We start from the raw sequence: 20,605 nt of genomic DNA, 5'->3' as shown, positions 1-20,605 counted from the left end.
ACAGCGGGGCGTGCCTGAGGCGCGCCCTTCGGTGTGCGTCAGCCCTGGTCCAGCAGTTTCAGAGTCTCGTCAATGATACGCGCGACCTCCCCCTGGGCCTCCCGGTCGCCCGGCACCGCGTGTCTCAACTCCATTCTCAGGGCGTTGAGTTGCCGCAGCACCCGTTCCACCGCGGCGGGCGGTGCGCCGGCGTCGACCTGACGTCCGAGGACCCGCGCCTCGGAGACCAGGCGCCGCGCGGCACGGGCCGGTTCGTCGGGATCCTCGCCCGGCACGCCGGTACGGCGCCGCACCGCCTCCCGGACCACCGTCGCCTGGGACGGGTCGGACCAGAAGTGCTCCAGCGGCCACAGGTCGGCGGGTTCGGCCCGTACGCGCTCGGCCCGCAGCGCGGCGGCCGCCACCAGGCGCAGCCCGCGGATGACCCGGCGGTCCGACAACGTCACGCCCTGGCCGAGGAGTTCGCGGACGAGTTCGGCGTACTCGGGGGTGATCGCGCCGAGATCGGCGTGTGCCAGCTGACGTCCGAGCCGGCCCAGCGCGGCCGGGTCGATCCAGCTGTGCGCCTCACCGTCGGCGGCGCGGCCCGGCGCGGCCCCCTTCGCGAGCAGCTCGTCCAGGCGGTTGCCGGCCACGGGCGGGATCGTCAGCCGCAGCAGGAACCGGTCGGCGAAGGCCAGCAGGGACGGGTCCTGCGGCAGGCTGTTGGCGGCGCCGACGAGGGTGATGAGCGGGACGGACTCGATGTCGTGGCCGTTGTGGAAGACCCGCTCGTTCATCACCGTCAGAAGGGTGTTGAGGATCGGGCTGCCGCTCTGGAAGATCTCGTCGAGGAACGCGATCCGCGCCGTCGGCAGCATGCCCTCGGTACGAAATCGGTACTGGGCGCCGGCCTGGAAGGCGGCGACGTCCATCGGCCCGAACAGCTCGGCCGGCTCGGTGAACCGGGTCAGCAACCGGACGAAGGGGCGGCCCCCCAGACCCGCGGCGAACCGGCTGACCAGGTCCGTCTTGCCGGTGCCGGGCGGGCCGAGCAGCAGCACGTGCTCATGCGCGATCACCGCGACCTCCAGCAGGTCCAGGGCGACCCGCCGCCCCACGAAGTGCTGCTCCACGCTGCGCCCGAGCGCCTTGAGCCGCCGCACGGCGGACAGGTCCTCCTCGCTCCACGCGGCGGTGGGGGTCGCGGTCATGGGCCCTCCGGGGGTGTGGCGGCGGGGGTGGGGGTCATGGGGCCGCCGGGAGGGCGGGGGGCGGGGGTTGGGGGCATCGGCACTTTCCCGGGGGCGGTTACGGGGTTGGGGGGCATGTGCCCCGGGCCCGGCGGTGGGGCGTGAGCATCGGTGCTCCGGGAGTGCGGGGGTGGGGCGGGGGTCGTGCGCCCCGGGCCCGGCGGCAGGGCGGGGGCACCGGTGCTTCGGGAGTGCGGCGGCGGGCCGGGGGTCGTGCGCCCCGGGTCCAGCGGCGGCCCCGGGTCCGGCGGCGGGCCGGGGTCATCGGTGCTCCAGGAGTGCGGCGGCGTCATCGGCGCTCCGAGATCATTTCCAGACGCCCCTGCTGGAGCCGGCCCACCAGCCAGCCCAGGCGGCGCGCGTCCGGTTCGATGCCGTGCATGTGCCGGCCGACGAACGCGTCCCGCATCAGCGAGCGCAGCTCGTCGCCGTTGCGGCCCGCGGTGGCGTCGGCCATCAGCTCCAGCACCTCGTCGTCCAGGCGGATGTGATAGCGCTGGGCGTGGTGGCGCAGGATCGCGCGGCGGGCCGACACATCGGGCAGCGAGATGGCGATCGAGCGGAAGCGGCTCGGCCGCAGCAGCGCCTTGTCGATGATGTCGATGCGGTTGGTGGTGCCGACCACCAGCATCGGCACCTCGGGCCGGAAGCCGTCCATCTCGGTGAGGATCTGCGCGACCACGCTGTTGCCGGCCCGGGTGCCGCCGTCCGGGCGGCTGCTGCGCTCCATGGTGATCGCGTCGATCTCGTCGAAGACGATCACGGAGGGTGCGCTGCGCCGCGCGGAGGCGAAGATCTCGCGGACCTTGCGCTCGCTCTCGCCGACGTACATGTCGGTGACCTCGGGCCCCGACACCACTTGGATGGTGGCGTTCATGCCGTTGGCGATGGCCTTGGCGAACAGGGTCTTACCGGTGCCGGGCGGACCGTAGAAGATGATGCCGCGGGGGACCAGTTCGGAGCGCACCTCCTCCATGTCGTCGGGGAGGCTCTGGGCGCCGCTGATGATGGCCAGGGTCCGGGCGATCTCCGCCTTGACCTCCTCGTAGCCGCCGATGTCGTCCAGCGTCACGTTCGGCACCTCGAAGTGCGAGGACTGCTGGGCCTTGAAGGTCAGCAGGGTCGACCGCAGGTCGTGGTGCGTGGCGCGGTCGGGCAGATCGCGGTGCCGCTCGTGGGCGTACCGCATGGCCTGCCGCAGCCGTACGGGGTTCATGCCGGCGACGTGCTTGTAGAACTCGCGCGGATCGAACCCCGCGAAGGTCTCGGCCTCCTCCCGGGTGACCAACGCGACGCCCAGCGGGGTCGCCTGGTGCTCCGGTGCGTCGATCTTCGGCGGCAGTCCGCTGAGGGTCAGCCGGGAGCTGAACCGTTCGGCCAGGACCGGCGGGAGTTCCAGGGTCGGGTCGGCGAAGGCGAGGACCAGCTGGTCCGGGAAGGCGTACAGCAACTCGACCAGCTCGCGGGCCTCGGCGTGGCGGCCGAGGTCGGCGCTGCCGGCCAGCAGGTCCAGGTGGGTCAGGACGATGACGTCGCCCTCCTTCAACTCCTCCAGCTGGACGCGGAGTCGGGCGAGACGCCGCTGGCGGGTGTTCATCGACGCGGCGGAGATGTCCGCGACCGGATCGTCGGAGGGACGGCCCCCGCGTCCGCCGCCGGGGCCCCCGCCCCCGCCGCTGCCGCTGTCCTCGGCCGAGTCGTCGTCCAGGCGGATGCCGCGGCACCCGGCGAGCGTGACCATCTCCTCCCACAGGTGGGTCACGACGAGCTTCTCGCTGATGACGAGGACGGGCAGGCCGCTGCGCAGCAGGGAGGCGACCGCCTCGATCTGCGGGTAGTAGGCGAGGCGGACGGCCTCGGCGTCGGTGATCCGCTCCGGGTGGGCGGCGTGCTGGGGGCCGACGGGGGACTCGACACCGGTGGCCGAGGGCTGCACAGCGGCAGCCGGGGGCTGTGCGCCGGCGGCCTCGGGTGCCGGCTCGTCCTTGACGAGTGACCGCACCCCGGGCGGCGCGAACAGCGGCGTGCCCGGCGCGAGTTCGGTGCGCAGTCGGATGTCGGGGCCGAACTCCGACCAGGGCCGCTCCAGCAGTTCCGCGTCGAGCGGGTCGAGCAGCCACACCTCGCAGGAGGCCAGGACCTCCCGCAGGGTCCGGTCGCCCGCGGCACCGAGCAGGTCCAGCCGGTCGCCGTGGTCCGCGGTGGCCAGGCGCAGGGGTCGGGTCATCGGTCCAGCACCTCGCGCAGTCCCTCGAACTCCCGCGCCCTTCCGTAGACGCGGTGCAGCGACACGCCCATGCGGTACCCCCGGAGCATCCTGCGGTGGCGCAGCTCCTCGGGATGGCGCGCGGCGAGAACGGCCAGGGGTTCCCACCAGTCGAGCATGGCCCGCGCCCACCGGCCGCGCTCGTCGTCCGCGAGCAGCCGCGCCGGGTTGTCGCGCGCCAACTCCCGCAGGTCGTCGGTGCGTCGGTGGTAGTGCTCGCCGTGGTGCAGCAGCGCCGTCTCGTACACCTCGTACACGACTGTTCTCTCCCCCGGTGTGAAGCGGAATCCGCGCAGCAGCGCCGCCCGGTGCCGGGCGGTCTCCGGTGCGGACGGTGGTGCGGCGAGGGCCGCGACCGCGGTGCGCCGCCCTTCCGTGTGGTCGAGGAACCGGTCGAGCAGCTGTCCGCATCGCTCCCGCAGGTCCGGCGGGGGATGGTCGAAGAGGGCGGTGACGGGGGAGGCGCGCAGCAACTCCGTCCGCAGCCCTGCGTCGATCGGGGCCGCCGACAGGGCTCGCACGACCAGGCCATGACGACACATCAGATCCCGTACGGTGCCCGCACCGCTCACCCCGAACAGCGCCTGGCGGGCGGTCGCCGGGTCGTCCCTCAGGGCCAGTGCGGCGGCGATCATCAGCGGCTCCAGGCCGGTCGGCCCGCGGTCGCCGAGCGGCGGGTCGGACAGGCGCAGCCGGGCGGCGGTGATCCGGGCCAGCCGCTCCAGCAGGGCGACGGGATCGTCCGCGGTGCCGTGCGGCCTGGTCGAGGTGGTCGGGGGCGGTGCCGGTGGGCCGCCGGGCGCCGGCTCAGTGATGGCCCAGTGTAGGACGTGTACTACGGCGTTCGTCAGCGTCGTCATCGAGGTTCCGGATCGGGCAGGGGGCCATCCAGTCGTCGGAGGAGGCGTAGCAGGTGAGGATCCGGCGCCGGGCCGTGATGTTGATGAGGGCGGCCACCTGCCAGGGGCGCCGGAAAGTGTCCCGGTGCAGGTCGATGTCGGTGCGGGAGAGGCCGATGGTGCGCTCGGTCTGGAACAGGTGCGTGTGGTACCAGCCGACGAGCTGCCGGTCGCCGAGGGTCCGGTTCATCGCGCCGAACGAGTCACCGGTGAACGTGAAGTGGGTCAGGGAGGCCCCCGAGTGCTCGGCCGGGAGCACCTCGTCGACGATCACCGCGTGCAGTTTCGGGGCGTCCGTCCGGCGGAAGGCCCGCCCGATGAGGAACCCGCCCTCCTCGATCTCGGTCGACAACTCCATCTCCATCAGCCGCCGTCGCACCCCGGTTCCGAGCAGCACGGTCACCGGGGCCTTGGTGTCGGCGAGTTCGACGCCGTACTCCGCCAGGTCCAGCAGCGGGATCTGGGGCTCGGCCGCCGGACGGATACCGAACGCCAGCCGGGTGGAGCGGGAGATGTCGATGTCGTCCGTGCCGTCCACCACCGGGGGCAGCCGCTGGGCGGACGTCCCGCCCTCGGACGCGTCCTCGGGCAGGTCCTCGGGCGAGGGCAGACCCGCGATGCGGAACGCCCAGTGGCGCTCCTCGGGGGCGATCTCGCGGGCCAGCCGGGCGAGGATCGGGCCGACGAGACCGTTCACGGAGTAGGGCTTCTGGTGGACCACCCGGCCCTCCATCCGGATGGCGACATGGATGTATCCGAAGTCGGCCCGGAGGTTGGTGAGGTGAAGGTCTCCGCGGTAGGTGTCGGGGCCGGGGTCGTTGCGCAGCATCAGGACGAAGCGGGGGCGGCCCCCGAACGGTGCCGTCTCCGCCTCGAAGGCCGGCTTGAGCAGCGCGATCAGGGGTTCCGTGTGCACCAACTGCCGTGCCTCGCCGCGGAAGAGCTCGACGTCAAGTGCCATCCGCCACCCCGTCCGTGGGCCGTATCCGCAAGGCGCCCACACGCGGCGCGCCCTCGTCGGGAGGAGGGGCCGCCACCGGCGGCTTGCCCCCGAGGGCCTCGATCATGGCCGCGCCCTCCTCGGTCAGGGCCCAGTACGCCGCGACGGGGTTGAAACTGTCCGTGATCTCGTAGTTACGATACCCAGCCATGTCCACGAGCATCTGGCACAGCTGACCGAAGTCGAGGGCGGGCCGCCAGGAGTGGGCCAGCACGCCGAGGCACACCGCTCCTTCGGCCTGGGGGTACTGCGGATCGGGTCCCTTGATGTTGGGGTGGAAGATCGGGCTCAGCCAGAAGACGGCCGGGGCGACCAGCGGGAAGTCCGGACCCAGCAGGATCAGCGCGTTGTGCTTCTCCTGGCGCTCCGGGCGCGGCAGGGTGTGCGCGCCGTGCTGGTCCGGCAGGCGCAGGCCGGGTCCCTTGAAGCGGATCTCGTAGTCGGTGGGGAACTCCGGGTCGTCGGTGTCGACGATCTCGAAGTCCGTGTGTTGGTCCGCGTAGCGGTACATCTCCTCGCGGACCCGGATGATCGCCTGCATCCGCAACTGGGCGTTGCCCGCGGTGGCTTCGGGATAGACGTTGAGGGTCTCGCCCTCGCGGACCCCGGCCTCGTGCAGGGACTGCGCCGGGTCCAGGCGGTGGAAGCTGCCGTCCGCCTGCTGGTGGTCGACGACCGTGCGCGGGCGACGGCCCATCCGGCCCTCGTAGTGGGCCAGTACGGCCGCGGCGATGTCCCGCACCGGCGTGATCGACGGTACGCCCGCCAGATCGTACGGCTGCTGGTCGGGGCCGTTGACCCGGAGCGCCTCCAGCAGATACGGGCGGTGGTCGTACACCTCCTGGAGTATCTCCAGGTCCGGCGGGGCGCCGGCGGCGAGCAAGCCGGCGCGCAGGGCGTCGATCTGGTTGTCCGTCAGCTCGGCGGTCAGGGACATCGCGATCTGTCCGACCTGGGCGTCCTCGCCCTGGCTGACGAAGAACAGGTCGGCGCGCGGGTCGAGGTCGCGCACCTCGTCGATGAAGTCCGCGTGGTGCGTGCTGCACACGAAGACCAGCGTGGGATAGGCCTCCGAGCCCGGCTGCGCGTGGGGCACCGGGCCGGAACGTGGGGCATGGGCCTCGGCGCGGTGCGGCGCCGGTGGCGCGGTGACCGGCTCCAGTGCCGCGACCGAGGCGCTGAACAGGGTGTTGCCCGGGTACTCGTTGTGCACCGCGCGGGCCAGCCGGGCCTCGCCGTCCACGAGCACCCCGGCGTCGATCATCCGGCGTGCCTCGGACCAGTAGACCCGGGCGGTCGCGTCCACCGACGGCAGCCGGGCCTCGGGGAAGCCGATGGTCCGCAGGATGATCTCGCCCTCCCGGGGGTTGATCACCCGCTCCAGCTCGTTGTACAGCTCGTCCCTCACCGGACCCCCTCCGTCGTCACCCGGCGCCCCCGCGCCGACTCACCCGGCCGTGCGTCGGCTCCAGGCGCCCACTCGGCCAAGTCCCCGCGTGGCGTGCCCTCTTCACCGACCCGGCCCGCCAACTCCACGTACCGCAGACCCGATCCGTCCCGCCGGGCCACCGGCAGCACTTCGCGGGGCGCCACCCCCAGTGCGCTCAGCCGCGCCGAGGCGGGCGCGGACCGCAGCCGGGAGGTGATGGCGGGCACCGCCGACCGCCGCCGCACCGGCCTGCTGAATCCTGCCCAGGTGAGGGGCTCTTCGTGCATGCCGACATGGCTCAACAGCCGTTCCACCGTGGCGTCCTGGCCGAGGGGCAGCACCGGGACGTCGTCGGGAAGCCGCTCGTGCAGCGGGCAGTCGGGTTCGGGGCGGTCGCGCGGCGCGGTCCCGGACAGGGGGACGGCGAGGCCGGCGGCGTCGATCCGCAGCGGCGCCCCCGGTACGGACAGCCCCAGCAGCAGTCGTACGGCGACGTTCGCCAGCCAGGCGCCGACCAGCGCGGACACCGGGGCGGAGGCGCCCACCGCGTCGGTCGGACCGGGCGCCGCGCACGACCAGGGGTCGTCCCGAACCGCCCGTTCGGCCGGGTTGAGGCCGCACGCCCAGCAGCGGCCGCCCGGTGGCCACCAGGACACCTCGCCGCCCCATGCGTGGGTACCGCCGTCGAGCATTCCCGTCCCGGCGAGCGTGCACCGCCCGGCGAGCGAGATCCGGGCCGCCCGGCTGTCCAGCGCGCTCACCACCAGGACCGCGTCGCGCAGTTCGGCCAGACCGGCACCCGAGACATGGGGCGCCTCACGCGCCTCCACCGTCGTGCCGGGGGCGAGGTCGGCCAGAGCCTCGGCCAGCACCCGTGCCTTGGGCCGGCCCACGTCCGCGGGGCGGAACAGCGGACAGCGGCTGAGGTTGCTGACGGCGACCGTGTCCGGGTCGCACACCACCAGGCGGCCGAGACCGGCGAGGGCGAGCGTCTGGGCCACCGTGTTGCCCAGGGCGCCGGCTCCCGCCAGCACGACGGTCGCCCCGGCGAGCCGCCGCTGGTCCCACCCGGGGATCAGGGCGTGCCGCTCGAATCGGCCTTCGTCTGCGGGGAGTTGCGCAGGACCGGCCAGCGGTGGCCGCGCGTGGGCCGGGGGCCTCGCGGTCCTGTCCGCTGGGTGCCCCTCGTCCCCGGTGGCCGCCGCTCGCCCCTCTGCCCCGTTCACCGGCTGTCCCGCAGGGAGTTGAGCATCAGGCAGGGTACTCCCGGATGCTGGGCCCTCCAGTCGTCGTAGCAGACCAGGCCGTGGTCGGGGTCGCGGTGGACGGCGCTGGCGCAGGTCGGGGCGTGCGGTGAGCAGGTGCAGTGGATGACGACCTCGTCGGGGCGGAAGGTGTGGCCGCACACCCAGCACCGGTGGCGGGTGGGCGCTCCGTCGCCCGGGGTGGGGTGCAGCCGCAGCAAAGGGTGGTCGCGGTGCAGCCGTACCGTGCACAGCTCCGGCGGTGGCGGGTTGGCCTCGTCGAGCCCGGCATGGAACTGCGCGGCCGTCGCGGAGGACTGGTCGAGGGCCTCGGGGTTGAGGCAGTCCAGGAGCCGGCTGCGGTGCTTGAGCACCACCCCGGGATCGCTCTCCGTGCGCTTCTCGGCCCGCTCTATGGAGATCTGCTCGCCGAGGCGGAAGGAGTGGTGGCAGACGGGGCAGGTGGTGCCGGCCGAACCGAGCTTGCGCAGCAGCTGCGAGGTGACGACGGTGACCTCCGCGCCCGGCTCGTCGTACCGGTCGGCCAGGGCCTCGGAGTCGCGGCGCCCGCCCGCCTGGCCGAGCAGGAAGGCGTACGCCGCCTCGCTCGGGCCGTCGGCGGTCGCCGCCCCGGTCTCCGCACGCTCCCGTTCCTGGCTGCGGCGGCGCCGCTCGGCCACGTTCACGCCCCGCGGGACGTGCACGCTGACGGTGCGGGGCCGTGGGTCCGTCATACCGTGTCGCCCTCCCGGGTGCGCACCAGGCGCCGCAGGTCCGGCAGTCCGCGCGGGCCCAGACCGGCGGCCGCCCGGCCCCGGTCGAACGCGCCCTGCCAGGACGCGCCGAGGGCGAGTGCCGCGTAGTAGCCCCGGCAGAAGGCCAGCGCGTCCTGGTCGGCGAGCCGTTCGGGGGAGCCGATGACCTCCCGCGCGTGGGCGCCGAGCACCTCCCCGTAGCGGCCGAGATGGCAGGCGTTGAGGACGACGACCGACACTCCGCCCACGGCGTCGAGGACCGCGGCGAGGGCCTCGGCGGCGACCGGGGCGACCGAGCCGTCGTCCTCCTCCAGCAGCAGATGGCCGCTCGGCGCGCCGTGCCCGCCGAAGTGCAGGACGTCCGGCTTGTGTTCGGTGAGCGCCGGGACCACGTCCTGCCGGCGGGTCGCCGCCGACAGCCGGATGTCGAGGGTGCGTTCGCGCCCGCGCAGGGCCGCCTCGGTGATCGTGCGGTGTTCCTGGCGCAGTTGGAGTCTCGACGCCTCCTTCGGCCCCGCGAGCAGGCACAGCACGGTCAGTTCGGCCGGCGGGGCGCCGGGCTCGGAACCCGCCGGGCGCAGTGCCGGGTTGCCCGGATAGTCCCGCGCCGCCTCCGCGAGCAGGTCCTCCAGGGTGAAGCGAAAGGCCCCGTGCTCGATCCTCCGGCAGACCTCGAACCAGGTGTTGAGCGGGGACTGCGCGCCCCCGAAGTGCGGCAGCCGCGCCGGGTCGGCGCCCAGTCGGTACAGGAGCTGCTGGGCCTCGACGGGATCGGCGTAGAGCGTGGCGACGGTACGCAGCACCCCGTCGCGGTACAGCTGTCCGGCCGTCAGTGCCGCCACGAGCGCCCCCTTACTCGTCGTGCCTCGACTGTACCGGCCCGATCCGATCTCCGACTGGGCTTCCCCGAACCGGAGTTGATCAACCGTCAGGGCAGTGCGCGCGGCGCGTGCACTCCTTCAGATGCTCTGCCTGAAGCGGGGCCCGACCGGGCAGCGTTCTGTGATAGTTGGTCTTCAGCTCGGTCTACGGGGGAGGAGACACGGGGTGGTGGAGTTCCGGGGGCGACGGCCCGGCTCCGGAGACGGAGAAGAGGTGGTCTTCGCCCTCGAGGCGGAGACGGGGGAACGCGCCCGGTTCGAACTGCCGCCCTACCGGGTGCGCCGCTACCGCCGGATGCCCGGCCGGCATCCGGTCATGGTGCAGGAGGCGACGGGCCCCGAGGCCGAGCGGCAGATGCGGCGGCACGTCGAACTCTTCGGCAGCGTCCTCGACTTCCACGGACCGCACGTGCCCCGGCAGCTCGCGCGCGTCCTCGCGCACTCCTGCACCGACCCGGAGCAACCACACCGCCTGCTGCTGGACTGCCGCGGCGAACGCCTCGCCGACCTCGACTCCCCGGACCGGCTGCACGGACCCCGGCTGCGCGCGGTCGTCCAGGACCTCTTCGAGGCCGTCGCCGCCCTGCACAAGGCGCGGCTCGTCCACGGCCGGATCAGCCCCGCACACCTGTGGTGGGACGAGGCCGAGGGGCTCCAGCTCGCCGGTCTGGAGGGCGCGGTGTACGCCACCGAGCCGCTGCCCGACCGTCCCGCCACCCAGTGGGACGCCCCCGGTTTCCGGCCCGGCGTCCTCGCCGCCGCCGACCAGGACGTGCTCAGCGCCGCCCTGGTGGCGTTCTGGATGGCCACCGGCGAGACACTGCCGCGCGGAGCCTCCGCCGGGTACCTGCACAGCCTCGTCGGGCAGGGGCACGAGAACTGGCTCCAGGACCTGATCCGCGCGGCGTTCCCGCTGGGGTCCGCGATCTCGCCGCCCGCCCGCGAACTGGCCCGCCGACTCGCCGAGGGCGCCGTGCCGCAGGGCCTGCTGGAGCGGCCCCTCGCGGAACGCGAACGGGAGCGCGTCCGGCGCGGCCGCGAGGAGTTCCGCGCGCTGCGCGCCCGGCAGCACGCAGGCGCCGGGAACCTGCGCGCGAGACGGTCCGTCGCCGTCGTACGACCGGCACGCTGGTGGCTCAGGACCGCGCGGCGCCTGCGCATCCTGCCCGACCGTCCGCTGCACGGCCTCGACGCCGTCGAATGCCCCATGTGCCTGCGGGCGTTGAACTGGCAGACCGCCGAGCGGGTCGTCCTCGACGCGTCCGGCGACATGGTGCCCGAGGCGGACCTGCCCCTGCACTCGGACGCCGAGCGGGACGCCCAGCTCGCCCGCACCTATGTGGTGTGTCCGGGCAACGACGACGTCCCCCGCCACGAACTGCCCGACCGCTACCCCATGTTCGGCACCGAACCGGTGCGCATCGGACTCGTCGGCGCCTCCTCCACCGGCAAGTCCCATCTGCTCGCCGCGATCATCGACCAGGCGCGCAGGACCACCGTCATGCGGCACTACGGACTGCGCGTGGAAGCACTGGACCCGCAGCGCTACCACCAGTACCTCAACGAGGTCGTCGCACCCTTCGTCGACCGCCGAGAGGAGCTGCGGGCCACCCCCGACCGGCCCGACCTGCGCTACGCCACCGGCCTCGTCGTCACCGACGAGCACTCCGGCCGATCGCACAGCGTGATCTTCTTCGACGTGGCCGGCGGCCGGCTCGAACGCCCCGGCCGCGAAGCGGACTTCCTCAACCGGCTCAGCGCCCTGTTGTGCGTCGTCGACCCCACCCGCATCCCCGGACTGACCTCGCAGAAGGGGACCACCGGACGCGACCCGGCGTTCGAGCACGTACGCCAGCGGCTGCGCCAGCAGGCCGACCCGGCCGTCCCGCTGCTGTCGGTGCCGTGCGCGCTGGTCGTGACCAAGAGCGATCTGCTGCGCTTTCGCGGCTACCGCGAGATCGACGACTGGCTGCACGAGAAGCCGGACGCGGAGAGCGACTTGAGCACCGTCGAGCAGGAGAGCGAGGACGTGTACGCCTTCCTCGCCGCCCGTGGCGGCGGCGACTGGCTCCAGCTCGCCGGGGAATGCCAGGGCTCCACCCTGCACCTCGCCTCCGCCACCGGAACCGGCCCTCGCGAGCAGGGCGACCGGGCGGCGGCCCGCCGCTTCGACGAGGCGCTCTTCCGTCAACACCGCGTGCTGCGACCACTGTTGGCGCTGTTCGCGATGAAAGGCGTCATGACCGGACCGGCGGCGGACGCCCTGCTGCGCGCGGGAGGCCCCCGCACATGAACCCGCCCGCACCCGGCGGCCCGCGCGCCGACATCACCGTCTACCGCTGGTCCGAGCGCTCCCTGACCGGACGCGGCGACGTCGGTCCCGTCGCCACCTCCCTCGACCGCGAGGAGCTGCTGCGCTGGAACAGCCGTATCGAGAACATGGTGTGGGCCACCCAGGACCACCCCGGCGACACCACCCCCGGCTTCGTCTACCTGCGCCACGGCCCCGAGGCGGCCGTCCTGCGCAAGCTCCCGGTCCGCGACCCGCACGGCCGAGCCGGCTCCACCCTCACCCACGTCCTGACCGGCCCCGCCACCGCCATCGACCTCCACCTCGCCCTCGCCGTGTGCCGCAGCGACTGGGACGACTGGCTGCCCCCGCAGATCCGCCAGGGCGCCCTCCTCCACGGCCCCGGCTCGCATGCCACACCCCCGGAGAAACCGCAGCGCGTCCCACTGGACCTGCTGCGCCGGCTCCTCCTGGAGGAGAAGCGGCTCCTCGACGCCCTCGACACGGCGGCCGCCGACCTCCCCGACGAGCTCCTCCTGCGGCTCGCCGAGGCCCTGATGGAGGAGCCCGGGGCACCCCTGACCGTGCTCGGCGCGCCCGTCGACGGCGAGGTCGTCGTCCACGCCCTGGCGGGACTCCTGGGCCGGGTCGTGGAGAGCGACTGGAGCTTCGCCACCCGCGAGGAGAACGACGGGGCCAGGGAACTGCCGCAGTTCGTCTTCCTACGACGCGACAGCGCCGGCGCCCCCCAGCCGGACCGGCGCCGCATCGACGCCGAGGCCGACCCGGGGCCCGCCGGACCGCTGCGCGACCAGGCCGCCCGGCTGGTCGCCTTCCGGCGGCGCCGCGGCGAGGACGGCCTGGCCCGGCTGGCGCCCGCACGACCGCTGGGCAACTCCGCGCAGATCCGCGAGTGGGCCGCGGGGCACCAGGTGGCCCCCGGCCTGATGAGCGACGTCACGAGTCTGCTGGAGGCCGCCCCGGACGGCGATCTGACGCAGAAGGAGGCCGCCTACCTGCGCAGCCCCGCCTCGCTGCCTCGGGTGCAGCTGGAACTGGACCGGATGACCGACGGCCGGCTTGCCCGTCTCGTGGCCCTGTGGCGACCGGACACCCTCGAACTGGAGCCCTACCGGCACCTCCGGCCGGAGATCCACACCCGGGCCCTGCACCGCTGCCTCGACAGCGCGGCCGACGGCGTCCCCGACCTGGTGCGCGAGCTGGCCGTGCGGCCGCCCGAGGACCGGGTGGCGCTGCGCGTCCTGCACGAGCGGATGGAGCGTGCCGCACACCGCCGGACCAGCTTCGACGTGCTGCCCCTGCTGCGCACCGCCCAGGAGATCGGCGTCTCCCGGGCCGCGCTGGACCACATGATGAAGGTGATGGTGGAGCGCTTCGCGATGGCCGACCTGCTCAGCGAGATCGACCGCGTCAGCCGCGTCGCACCGGACCAGGCCCGCACCCTCCTGGAGCACTCCACCCGGCGCCGCGACGCCGGACGCGAACGCCGCGACCCCTTCGACATGCTGCGCCGCACCGGCTTCCTCGCGGCGGCCGTGGAGCGGATGGCACCCCAGAACCCCTGGCAGGCGGTGCGTCTGTACCGGCTCGTGCTGCTGTGCGCGGTGGGGGAGTCGCCCGGTCAGCGCGAGGTGCTGGAGGTCCTGGACGCCGCGGGCCGCACCCCGTCGCCGTATCTGCTCCAGGCGCTCGCGGACAGTTGCCGCCGCGGCCGGGCGCAGGACACCGTGTTCGCCGCCGTGGTCCAGCAGTACTTCCGCGAGCACCTGCCCGCCCGGCCGGACGACGGACCCGGCCGTGGGCCGGCCCGCCGCGACCCCTGGTCCTGAGGAGAGGCTTTGACCAACAGGAGACCCGCCCGGCAGCAGCCCGCGCCACTCGGCGTGAAGCCGGTGCCCCCAGGCCCTCCGTCCACGCCGGCCGCCCCCGAGCCCTCGCCCACCCTGCGCGAGGCCGCCGACCGGCTGGCGGACCTGGCCAGCCGGTGCCCCGAGGACAGCACCGGCCGCACCGTGCTGACCTGGATCGCCGACGACGCGCGGGCCGGCGGACGCGCCCTGTCCGGTGTCAACCTGCTGCACGCCTACCCGCCCGAGGCGCTGGTCCCGGACGAACCGCCGCGCGAACGCGGGCTGATAGCCGTCGTCTCCACCCTGCGGGACGTGGCGGTCTTCCTGCCGATCGTGCTGACCTGGCTCTCCCTCTGGTTCGCCTTCCGCGACTTCGAGGACGCGAAGAAGGGCACCAACTTCCTCACACTGTGGGCCTCGGGCCTCGGCGGCACCGCCGTCCTGCTCGTCGTCGTCCTCATCGGCGGAGTGATCCTCGCGACCCTGTGGCTCCAACGGCTGGAATGGGCGGCCGAACGAGACGGCTCCCGCGAACGGCTGCGCGGCCAGATCGCCGGGCAACTGGCCGTCCTCACCATGGAACTCGCCAAGTACGCGGTCCTGGAGGCCCAGGCCGTGCCCGCGGGCCAACTCGTCGGCATCGCACGGGACATCACCCGCAGCACCGCCGAACTCTCCCGCACCCTGTCGGACAGCGCTGACCGGATGGCGAGGATCTTCGAGCCCGGCCCCGAGGGGCGGTTCGCCTCCGCGATCGACAAGTGGACCGAGTCCGCTGCCGAGTTGGGGGCGATGGGCCGTTCCCTGACCGTGCCGCACCAGCTGCTGCGGGACTTCGCCGCGCTGCGCGAGGACCTGCGCGCCGACGAGGCGGCCACCCGGGAGTCCCTCATCCTTCTCCTCGCCGAGCTGCGCAAGGCCGCCGGCAGCTCCCAGGAGGCCAACCGAGTACACGCCACCGTGGCCGACGAGGTGTCCGAGACCACCCGCAAGGTCGGCGTGGCCATGCAGCTCCTGAGCGACAACAGCGAGCGGATGTACTCCTACATGGACGCCCTGGAACGGGTGCTCGCCCTCCTCCAGAACGACCGCCCGGGCGGCTTCGCCCCCCTGCCGATGTCGAACGCGGACGGCCCGTCGCACGGCACCCACAACGGCAACGGCCCCTACGGCGCCCAAGGCATGGGAGCTCACGGCCACGGTCCGGGCGGCGCCGGGGTGGGAGCGCCACCCCCGTCCGACTCCTTCCGGCCGGAGACCGTCGGCGGCACACCGCCGCCCCGCCGGCCCGGTGACGACTGGTACGGCGAGGACGGGCAGGGATGAGGCGCCGCACATCCGGCGTCGCCCCGCGCCATCTCGCGGGGTGGCTCTTCGCCGACCTGTTCCTGGTGCTGTTCCTCGTCGTCCTCGGCATGACGACGTCCGACGGACCGGACGAGGCCGCGGGGGCGGGCGCAGGCGCGGGCAAGTCCCCCAGACCGTCGCCGTCGGCATCGGGCACCTCTCCGTCCCCGTCCCCGTCCCGAACGGCGAAAGGACCCCTGGGACTTGACCCGAAACGGCACACCTTCGCCGTGACCCTGTCCTCGGGCGCGACCGGGCGCGCCACCGGCAGGGGCGGCCTGAGCGCGACCGACCGCAGGAAGGTCGTCGCGGCCCTGGACAAGGAGATCCGCGCCAGCGGCGACGGCCGCCGGATCGGCATGGTCATCACCTTCGGCGTCGCGCCCCAGGCACAGCTGGGCGCGGCCACGGACCTCGCCGAGGACGTGAACCGCACGCTCAAGTCCGCCCGCCCCCAGGCCTTTTGCGGCGGCAACGTGGGCACGCGGCCGTTCTGGTCCGGGGGGTCGGCGGACCGGGTGGAGATCGAGCTGTACTACATCAACGCGTGCGAGGGGCGGGGGTAGGGGGAGGGGGCAGAATGCGCGTGGGGGCAGGGTGCGCGAGGGCTCTGGGGCGAGCTGGAGACGGACCCTGCGGCGGGGTTGGTGGGATGCCCCCCCATGAGCGCGATGAGCCCTGCGTCCCGTTCCTGGTCGCAATGGCGCCGGGAGGGCGGACGCCGAAGCGGCGGCCCTCAGACGCCTGCTCGTGTGTCAGCCGAGGCGGGGGATCTCGATGGCTGGGCAGTAGTCCATGACCATGTCGAGCCCTGCCGCGCGGGTGCGTTCGTACGCCGCCTCGTCGACGACCCCCAGCTGGAACCAGACCGCCTTGGCGCCCCGGGCCACCGCCTCGTCGGCGACGGCACCGGCCAGGTCGCTGTTGACGAACACGTCCACGACGTCCACGTCGAAGGGGATGTCCGCGAGGGAGGCGTACCCCTGCTCGCCGTGGACCGTCTCCGCCTTGGGGTGCACGGGCACGATGCGCTTGCCGTACCGCCGCAGCACGTCCGCGACGCCGTAGGCGGCGCGCCGCTGGTTCGACGACAGGCCCACGATGGCCCAGGTGTCGCCGTGCTCGGTGAGTATCTTGCGGATCGTCGCTGGGTCGCCGTACACGCTCGGTCTCCTCATGAAGTCCTGTCAGGGTGGCGTGCGCGACAACAGCGGACGCGGCGTGGGGATTCCCGCACGGATGCGTGGGGCTTTCCGCACGGGTGCGAGGGGCGGTGACCGGGGCGGGCGGGGGTCACCGGGGCCACGGCCGTGCCGGGGCAGCCGAAGCGGGCCTTGGGCTTCTGGCCTGCTCCGAGGCCCGGAGGCTCCGAGGCAGGGCGCTGTGGTCGATGCGTCGTCCGGCGGTACGCGCTGTGCTGCCTCCGGGGCGGTTCCGACGCGAGCCAGGATGCCGGCCGACCGGCCGGGCGACGACGGGTGCGGGGTGCCGGGTGGCCCGGTATTCCGCGGCCCCCTCCCGTCCGGCGGACACGAGCCCGCCGTCGATGCACAGGCCGTCCGCGACGCCGCCGAGGCCGGGCACGTACGCCATCGGCACCTGCCTCCCGCGGGCCAGGCCCGTGAAGCCGGCGGTATCGGTGTCGGCGGCGGTGTCGGCCAGGGTGATCCGGCAGGCGCGGATCCGGCCCCGGCGGCCACCCGGCGACCGCAAATCCGTGCGACCTGCCTGCGCACGACGCCGACCCCGCCTACGCTCACCTCGTGCTGCGCATCATCGACGACCGAACCGGCGACCCCGTCCCCGTCCGACGGGGCCTGACCCGCGTCGAGGCGCATGTGCCGGGGTACGACACCAGCGCCCTGCGCGTCCTGCTCGTCGCCGACGTCCTCGCCCGCGCCCTGGAACTCGGCGGCGCCCCCGTCTGGTCGGTGCTCCGGGCCGAACGCGACGAGGCGGAGCTCCGGGCGGGCGTCGCGGCTCTCGGCATCCGGCCCTTCGAGTCCGGCCGGGACGCCGGGGCCGGGCCGGGAGAGGGCCGGGTGATCCATGTGGTGGGGGCGGGCGGGGCGACCCCGGATGGCGTACGGGTGGCCGTCGCGCCGGTCGCGCGGGCTGATGGGGGTGGCCCGGGCCCGGAAGGTGCGGCCCATGCCGCTGCGCCGGAGCCCGCCGTCGGGGCCGACCCCGGCGACCTCCGCCTCGCCCTCCTCTCCCACCGCCACGACCTCCCCGTACGCCTCGACGCGGCAGCCCTGGACGACGCCCACGCCACCCTCGCCCGCTGGCGTCGGACCGTCGCCGGATGGGCTCGGCAGCCCTCGCGGCCGGTGCCCGAGGAGGTGCGCGACGAGTTGCAGAGCGCGTGGGAGGACGACCTGGACGTGCCCGGAGTGCTGCGCGTCCTGCGCCGGGTGGAGACCGCCGACCTGCCCGAGGGCGCCCGCTTCGAGACGTACGCCTACGCCGACCGGCTGCTCGGCCTCGAACTCACCCGCGACCTGGGAGCCCCCTGATGATCGCGCGCGCCGGAGCCGGTCCGCTGCGCCGACTGGTGGTGCTGCGGCATGCCAAGTCCGCCTGGCCGGAGGGCGTGCCGGACCACCGGCGGCCGCTCGCCCCGCGCGGTCGCCGGGACGCGCCCGCCGCGGGACGCGCGCTCGCCGAGGGCGACTTCCTGCCCGACCTCGCGCTGTGCTCCACCGCCGTACGCGCCCGCCAGACCTGGGACCTCGCCTCCGCGCAATGGGGCACCCCGCCCCCGGTCCGCCACGACGCGCGCCTCTACGGCGCCGACGTTCCTGAGCTGCTGGAGGTCGTCCACGAGGTCCCCGCCGAGGTCGAGACGCTGCTGCTCATCGGCCACAACCCCGGCCTGGAGGAACTCGTCCTCGACCTCGCGGGCGACGGCCTCGACGACACCCTGGAGCGGGTCCGCGTGAAGTTCCCGACCGCGGCCGTCGCCGTACTGGCCTGGCGCGGTACGGCGTGGGACGCGCTCCTGCCCGGCACGGCACTGCTGACGGCGGTCACGGTGGCACGGGGGAAGAAGTGAGCGCCCTCGGGTGACCGCCCGGCCGCGTGCCCTACGAGCAGGAGGGCTGTCTGATCCCACTGCTCGGTCGGCGCCTCGACCCGGAGCCGCGGGTACGGCTCGGCCCACCGACGCGACGCCTGCCCCGCCCCACGGGTGCTGGACGAGCCCCTGCTGCCGGTGGCGGACGAGGCGTGCTGCCCCCTGGCCGGCTGCGCTTCCCGGCCTGGGAGAACCCTGACCGACCAGCCGGGCGCGGACGCAGGTCGCCGTTCCGGACCTGGGCTGGCCCGCCGCAGACAGGACCGCGTGCGACGGCCACGGGAACCGCAGCGCCCGCCGCGCGGTGACGCGCCCCGCGCCGAGGAGCTGCCCGCGTGCGACCTTCACCACACCGTCCCCCGCGCCTTCGGGTCCGGGGGCCCGGACGACGCCGCATAGGGTGGCCGGATGCAGGACGAGTACCGCACGGTCGCCCACGCGGGCGTGCACGAGACCGAGGTCAACCGCTCCCGCTTCCTGTGTGCCCTCGCGCCCGCGGCCACGGAGCAGGAGGCGCAGGATTTCGTGGCGGGCATCCGCAAGGAGCACGCCGACGCCACCCACAACTGCTTCGCCTACGTCATCGGCGCCGACGCGGCGATCCAGAAGGCGAGCGACGACGGCGAACCCGGGGGCACCGCCGGCGTCCCCATGCTCCAGATGCTGCTGCGGCGCGACATGCGGTACGTCGTCGCCGTGGTCACCCGCTACTACGGCGGCGTCAAGCTCGGCGCGGGCGGCCTCATCCGCGCGTACGGCGGAGCGGTCGGGGAGGCACTGGACGCCCTCGGCACCCTCACCCGCCGCAGGTTCCGCCTCGCCACGGTCACCGTCGACCACCAGCGCGCCGGCAAGCTCCAGAACGACCTGCGCGCCACCGGCCGCGAGGTCCGTGACGTCCGTTACGCCGAGAACGTCACCCTTGAGATCGGCCTGCCGGACGCGGACGTCCCGGCCTTCGAGACCTGGCTCGCGGACGTCACCGCCGGGACGGCCGGGTTCGAACTGGGTGGAGAGGCCTATGGCGATGCCTGATAGGCCGGTAACCGCCCGTGATGTCAGACCTGGCCGTTAGTCTCGGGGATCATGAGACTGCTGCACACTTCCGACTGGCATCTCGGCCGCGCGTTCCACCGGGTCAACATGCTCGGCGCGCAGGCCGAGTTCATCGGTCACCTCGTCGCGACCGTGCGTGAGCGCGGCGTGGACGCGGTGGTCGTGTCGGGAGACGTGTACGACCGGGCGGTGCCGCCGCTGGCCGCGGTCGAGCTGTTCGACGACGCCCTGCACCGGCTGGCCGACCTCGGCGTGCCGACGGTGATGATCTCCGGGAACCACGACTCCGCCCGCCGACTGGGCGTGGGCGCGGGCCTCATCGACCGCGCGGGCATCCATCTACGGACCGAACCGACGGCGTGCGGGACCCCGGTGGTCCTGCGGGACGCCTTCGGTGACGTGGCCCTCTACGGGCTGCCCTACCTCGAACCGGCCCTGGTGAAGGACGAGTTCGAGGTGACGAAGGCCGGCCACGAGAGCGTGCTCGGCGCCGCCATGGACCGCGTCCGCGCCGACCTGGCGACGCGCGCGCCGGGCACCCGTTCCGTCGTCCTCGCGCACGCCTTCGTCACCGGCGGCGAGGCCAGCGACAGCGAGCGGGACATCACGGTCGGCGGCGTGGCTGCGGTGCCGGCCGGCGTCTTCGACGGCGTCGACTACGTGGCGCTCGGGCATCTGCACGGCTGCCAGACCCTCACCGAGCGCGTGCGCTACTCCGGTTCACCGCTGCCGTACTCCTTCTCCGAGGCCGACCACCGCAAGAGCATGTGGCTCATCGACCTTGACGCCGAGGGCGCGGTGACCGCGGAGCGCGTCGACTGCCCGGTGCCGCGCGCCCTGGCCCGGATCCGCGGCACCCTGGAGGACCTGCTCGCCGACCCGGAACTCGCGCGGCACGAGGAGGCGTGGGTGGAGGCCACCCTGACCGACGCCGTCCGCCCCGCCGACCCCATGGCCCGGCTCACCGAGCGCTTCCCGCACACCCTCAGCCTCGCCTTCGACCCCGAGCGAGCCCCCGACGACCCCGACGTCTCCTACGCCCAGCGTCTCGCCGGCCGCAGCGACCAGGAGATCGCGGAGGACTTCGTCGCCCACGTACGGGGCGCGGGGCCCGACGAGAGCGAACAGGACGTCCTCCGGGACGCCTTCGACGCGGTACGGGCGAACGAGGCCGCGCACGAGGTGGCCCGATGACGCCCCGCTCGCCGCGGACGGGCGGCACGCGACCGGCGGGGACGCGCGCGCCGAGGGCCGGGCAT

17 protein-coding genes are annotated in these 20,605 nt (G+C 74.0%); 8 read left to right on the top strand and 9 right to left on the bottom strand.

What is annotated here, in order from left to right; translation table 11 throughout:
- Positions 1 to 38 precede the first annotated feature (38 nt).
- The 8 genes from ACH41F_RS31215 to ACH41F_RS31180 form a co-directional block, all read right to left on the bottom strand.
- Complete coding sequence (locus tag ACH41F_RS31215; protein WP_398838464.1) at positions 39 to 1,193, bottom strand: AAA family ATPase; 1,155 nt, start codon at positions 1,191 to 1,193, stop codon at positions 39 to 41.
- Between the two features lie 328 nt (positions 1,194 to 1,521).
- Positions 1,522 to 3,459: an AAA family ATPase gene (locus ACH41F_RS31210; protein WP_391236931.1), complete on the bottom strand. Its 1,938-nt coding sequence runs from the start codon at positions 3,457 to 3,459 to the stop codon at positions 1,522 to 1,524.
- Positions 3,456 to 4,358: a hypothetical protein gene (locus tag ACH41F_RS31205; RefSeq protein WP_398838462.1), complete on the bottom strand. Its 903-nt coding sequence runs from the start codon at positions 4,356 to 4,358 to the stop codon at positions 3,456 to 3,458. Before ACH41F_RS31205 ends, ACH41F_RS31210 begins: the two co-directional genes overlap by 4 nt.
- On the bottom strand, positions 4,306 to 5,358 hold the full coding sequence (locus tag ACH41F_RS31200; protein ID WP_398838460.1) for a JAB N-terminal domain-containing protein: 1,053 nt from the start codon (positions 5,356 to 5,358) through the stop codon (positions 4,306 to 4,308). The genes ACH41F_RS31205 and ACH41F_RS31200 overlap by 53 nt, the downstream gene beginning before the upstream one ends.
- Positions 5,348 to 6,805, bottom strand: a complete 1,458-nt coding sequence (locus tag ACH41F_RS31195; RefSeq protein ID WP_398838458.1) for a ubiquitin-conjugating enzyme E2 — start codon at positions 6,803 to 6,805, stop codon at positions 5,348 to 5,350. Before ACH41F_RS31195 ends, ACH41F_RS31200 begins: the two co-directional genes overlap by 11 nt.
- The gene (locus tag ACH41F_RS31190) at positions 6,802 to 8,052 is read right to left on the bottom strand and encodes a ThiF family adenylyltransferase (protein ID WP_391236920.1); all 1,251 of its coding nucleotides are present in this window, start codon (positions 8,050 to 8,052) and stop codon (positions 6,802 to 6,804) included. Before ACH41F_RS31190 ends, ACH41F_RS31195 begins: the two co-directional genes overlap by 4 nt.
- On the bottom strand, positions 8,049 to 8,804 hold the full coding sequence (locus tag ACH41F_RS31185) for a hypothetical protein (RefSeq protein WP_398838456.1): 756 nt from the start codon (positions 8,802 to 8,804) through the stop codon (positions 8,049 to 8,051). Before ACH41F_RS31185 ends, ACH41F_RS31190 begins: the two co-directional genes overlap by 4 nt.
- Positions 8,801 to 9,667 carry an effector-associated domain EAD1-containing protein gene (locus ACH41F_RS31180; protein ID WP_391236914.1) on the bottom strand — a complete coding sequence of 289 codons (867 nt, stop codon included), beginning with the start codon at positions 9,665 to 9,667 and terminating at the stop codon, positions 8,801 to 8,803. Before ACH41F_RS31180 ends, ACH41F_RS31185 begins: the two co-directional genes overlap by 4 nt.
- 205 nt (positions 9,668 to 9,872) lie before the next feature.
- On the opposite strand from ACH41F_RS31180, the gene ACH41F_RS31175 reads away from it, so the two are divergent.
- The 4 genes from ACH41F_RS31175 to ACH41F_RS31160 are packed head-to-tail and all read left to right on the top strand — an operon-like array spanning position 9,873 to position 15,780.
- Positions 9,873 to 11,999, top strand: coding sequence for a hypothetical protein (locus tag ACH41F_RS31175; protein WP_391236911.1), 2,127 nt, complete (start codon positions 9,873 to 9,875; stop codon positions 11,997 to 11,999).
- Positions 11,996 to 13,846: a hypothetical protein gene (locus ACH41F_RS31170; RefSeq protein ID WP_391236908.1), complete on the top strand. Its 1,851-nt coding sequence runs from the start codon at positions 11,996 to 11,998 to the stop codon at positions 13,844 to 13,846. Before ACH41F_RS31175 ends, ACH41F_RS31170 begins: the two co-directional genes overlap by 4 nt.
- Positions 13,847 to 13,855: 9 nt before the next feature.
- Positions 13,856 to 15,193, top strand: a complete 1,338-nt coding sequence (locus ACH41F_RS31165; RefSeq protein ID WP_398838453.1) for a hypothetical protein — start codon at positions 13,856 to 13,858, stop codon at positions 15,191 to 15,193.
- On the top strand, positions 15,190 to 15,780 hold the full coding sequence (locus ACH41F_RS31160) for a hypothetical protein (RefSeq protein WP_398838451.1): 591 nt from the start codon (positions 15,190 to 15,192) through the stop codon (positions 15,778 to 15,780). The genes ACH41F_RS31165 and ACH41F_RS31160 overlap by 4 nt, the downstream gene beginning before the upstream one ends.
- Before the next feature lie 189 nt (positions 15,781 to 15,969).
- On the opposite strand, the gene ACH41F_RS31155 is transcribed toward ACH41F_RS31160, so the two are convergent.
- Positions 15,970 to 16,377: a CoA-binding protein gene (locus ACH41F_RS31155; protein WP_391236899.1), complete on the bottom strand. Its 408-nt coding sequence runs from the start codon at positions 16,375 to 16,377 to the stop codon at positions 15,970 to 15,972.
- 600 nt (positions 16,378 to 16,977) lie between these two features.
- Between ACH41F_RS31155 and ACH41F_RS31150 the strand changes: the two genes are divergently transcribed.
- From ACH41F_RS31150 to ACH41F_RS31135, 4 genes are all read left to right on the top strand, one after another.
- Positions 16,978 to 17,730, top strand: coding sequence for a hypothetical protein (locus ACH41F_RS31150; RefSeq protein ID WP_391236896.1), 753 nt, complete (start codon positions 16,978 to 16,980; stop codon positions 17,728 to 17,730).
- Complete coding sequence (locus ACH41F_RS31145; protein WP_391236893.1) at positions 17,730 to 18,269, top strand: histidine phosphatase family protein; 540 nt, start codon at positions 17,730 to 17,732, stop codon at positions 18,267 to 18,269. The genes ACH41F_RS31150 and ACH41F_RS31145 overlap by 1 nt, the downstream gene beginning before the upstream one ends.
- Positions 18,270 to 18,698: 429 nt before the next feature.
- A complete protein-coding gene (locus ACH41F_RS31140) occupies positions 18,699 to 19,325 on the top strand; it encodes a YigZ family protein (protein ID WP_391236890.1) in 627 nt (208 codons plus the stop codon).
- A 51-nt stretch (positions 19,326 to 19,376) separates the two neighbouring features.
- The gene (locus ACH41F_RS31135) at positions 19,377 to 20,540 is read left to right on the top strand and encodes an exonuclease SbcCD subunit D C-terminal domain-containing protein (RefSeq protein WP_391236887.1); all 1,164 of its coding nucleotides are present in this window, start codon (positions 19,377 to 19,379) and stop codon (positions 20,538 to 20,540) included.
- The last annotated feature ends 65 nt before the right edge of the window (positions 20,541 to 20,605 follow it).

This window comes from Streptomyces sp. NPDC020489 (genome assembly GCF_044386545.1).
In the GTDB taxonomy this organism is placed as follows: domain Bacteria; phylum Actinomycetota; class Actinomycetes; order Streptomycetales; family Streptomycetaceae; genus Streptomyces.
The sequence above is the reverse complement of the archived record's forward strand: the minus strand, read 5'-3'. Positions and strand labels throughout refer to the sequence as shown.